This window comes from Candidatus Abawacabacteria bacterium (genome assembly GCA_016207805.1).
Lineage (GTDB): Bacteria > Patescibacteriota > Gracilibacteria > RBG-16-42-10 > RBG-16-42-10 > JACQZO01.
Genome location: JACQZO010000017.1, coordinates 1 through 2,590, shown reverse-complemented (window position 1 = coordinate 2,590; position 2,590 = coordinate 1). Strand labels below are relative to the sequence as shown.

2 protein-coding genes are annotated in these 2,590 nt (G+C 38.5%); both read right to left on the bottom strand.

What is annotated here, in order from left to right; genetic code table 11:
* A partial coding sequence (locus HY817_03875) for a hypothetical protein (protein ID MBI4836372.1) occupies positions 1-2,093 on the bottom strand: 2,093 nt, incomplete at its 3' end.
* Position 2,094: 1 nt separating this feature from the next.
* Positions 2,095-2,590 (bottom strand): hypothetical protein (locus HY817_03870; GenBank protein ID MBI4836371.1); only part of this gene is annotated, 496 nt, incomplete at its 5' end.

The following is a 2,590-nucleotide window of genomic DNA, read 5'->3' as shown; positions in this document are numbered from 1 at the left end:
TCTAACCCCTCTGGCTGCCAAAAAATGAGCATTTTTTCGATGTCTAAGGGTTCAGTGCCGTTTTGCGCCTTCGGCGCTTTATAATGCCAAATAGGGCCGTGTTGTTTAAAATCAAGCGTAGCGGTTTGCGAGAACGGCGCGCTGTCTTTCTTTTCAATGGCTATAGTAACAACACCTTTTTTCTGGAGCATATCCAAAGTATAACCATCCGGCAGGTCTATCCGGCCACTAAGCTGGAATTTGTTTTTGTCATGTTTTCCCTGATCCCAATGAATGCGCCAGTGTTTAATATTAAACTCTTCAAAGGGAACTTTCCGTTTTATTACTTTCACTGTCTTTTCTAGATAATTATTGCCGGCAAATTCATCAGAGGGATTAAAATTGGACAATTCCACGCTTATCGTATAGTTTTTAGCCTCTGAAGGCGTCCATTTTAGCACTACTTCCGTGTAATCGTTAGCAACACAAGAAACATTCTCGAATTTTTGAATAAGCGTACCGTCAATGTAAAATGTCGCATCACAAAAGGCATCAACCCGTTTATTAAAAAGCTTAGCGGTAATCTTTGACTCTTCTCCTACAATAAAAACGTCCGGCCTTGAAAATATTGCCGTTACCGCAATATCAGGATTTTGGTTTTCAGTAATGGTTACATTCACAGTAGATTCTACTGACTTACCAGCACTATCAGTGACAGAAAGAGTAATAACATGACTTCCTAAAGATAGATTCGAATATTCAAACGGTATCCTTTTTCCCAACTCGCCATCAATACTAGATGTCCATGTAGCGGAAGCGTCCAATTCGCCATCTTCCATATCGTAAGCCAATCCTCTAAAAGACATCTTATTTCCAAGAAGAAACTCTGAACCATCAATAGGCGAAGCGATTTCTACTGTAGGCAGCTTATCAGGCACACTAAAAGGAAGCGATATGGCTTCTGCTCGGTTAAAATTGTCCGTTGCGATAACTTTCCAAAGCGCTTGAGCCCCGCCTGGAAGATTTGTCACATTGTACGAAAAACTATATTTTTTTGATTCATTCTGAGGAATATCTATTTTAACGGGTACCCAATTATTGCCGTTATTATGGCTGTATAAAACGGTAAAATGTAATTCATCGCTTCTATCAGGATCAGAAGCTATCCAAGAAAGATTTAATGCTCCATTGTTTTCATATCGTGAAGTTATGTAAACCTGCGGGGAATTGTTACTCTTTGTTATTTCTTTCATGATAATATCATTATGTTTAATCACTATCTTTTGCGTGTCCGGATGATATGGGATAAGGAAAACAAAGGGTATTTTTTCGGGCATTGGATCTAATGTCGGAACAGCAAAGGTAAAAGTATTTAATAACACTCCTGATGTGGAAAGCGATTGCAAAGAATATTCCCCTTCCATAGAATCATTCGCGATTCCGGAATCGAAGTGATAACAAGAAGTTATATTCGCGTTGTCATTTTTATCTATCGTCCCCTTAATTAACAACACTTCCGGGTCATTCACATTCTTAAATTTAGAAAACAGGTCGGCATAAACATCGTTTCTAACCCATGCTTGATTATAGTTATCGGGACGTCCCATAAAAGACCATTTTCGATTTCTGTAATATATATTGTGATCTCCAAGATATTCAGCGCGGTTCAAAAAGGTATTATAGATAGTAATACCGTCATTTATCTCTTTACCATTAGGCGGATAGTGGGAATATTCCTCGGGAGGGAGGGCATACCAATGATACGTATGACCTATTTCATGTGCAAGTGATGGCACTCCATAGTCTAGATCAACTAATACTGTTTGAGGACAAGCCCAAGGGAAAGTAATACCCGCAGCAAAACCCATTCCCCCGTTGGCAACATAGCCAACAAACCTGTCAGCCATCCCGTTAGGATTTACTTGATTATACCAATCGCCCGTTTGCTCAACCAGTGCGGCAACTTTAAACCACCACATTGGATTTTGATTTGTATAAACCCCCAAATCATCCCTAAATTCATGTAAGAATTTATTTTGAGCTGTGCTTCGAACTAATGGGTAAGTAGCAATCATAAACCTCTCTTGTTCATCCCATCCTTGCCGTGTTGGCATACTATTCCCAAGGATAACTAGGAATGTAAAGCAATTTATATTTGCGCACATTCTGAAAACCCATATTCTTAGAAAACTCGTTATTATTCTCATCTTTCTCTTGTATCTGATTCCTGGGATCGACTATCGCTTTTATATTGTAATTACCTGCAATTGGGAGATCATTATCAGCAATGAAAAATATAAATGCATCTTTGCAATAAGTAATACTGAAATTATCCTGAACATTCCTGGGGTCATAGTTGCTCTTTATTGTTTGTGATTGACTTAGTGTAAAATTTCCAAATTCAAGCTTTACTTCAATATTATCAACATGATCAATATTCGGATCGCTCGAAGTAAACCCCACATCTACTCTAACCATTGTTTTCTTTTTCGCAACCAAAGGTAGGTCTTCGCTTACTTGAATCACTTTTATGTCTTTGACCGTAAGGTCTATGTCATTTATTGGTTGATATACCTTAACCAATTCTACATCTGTCCAAGAATTCGGCGAG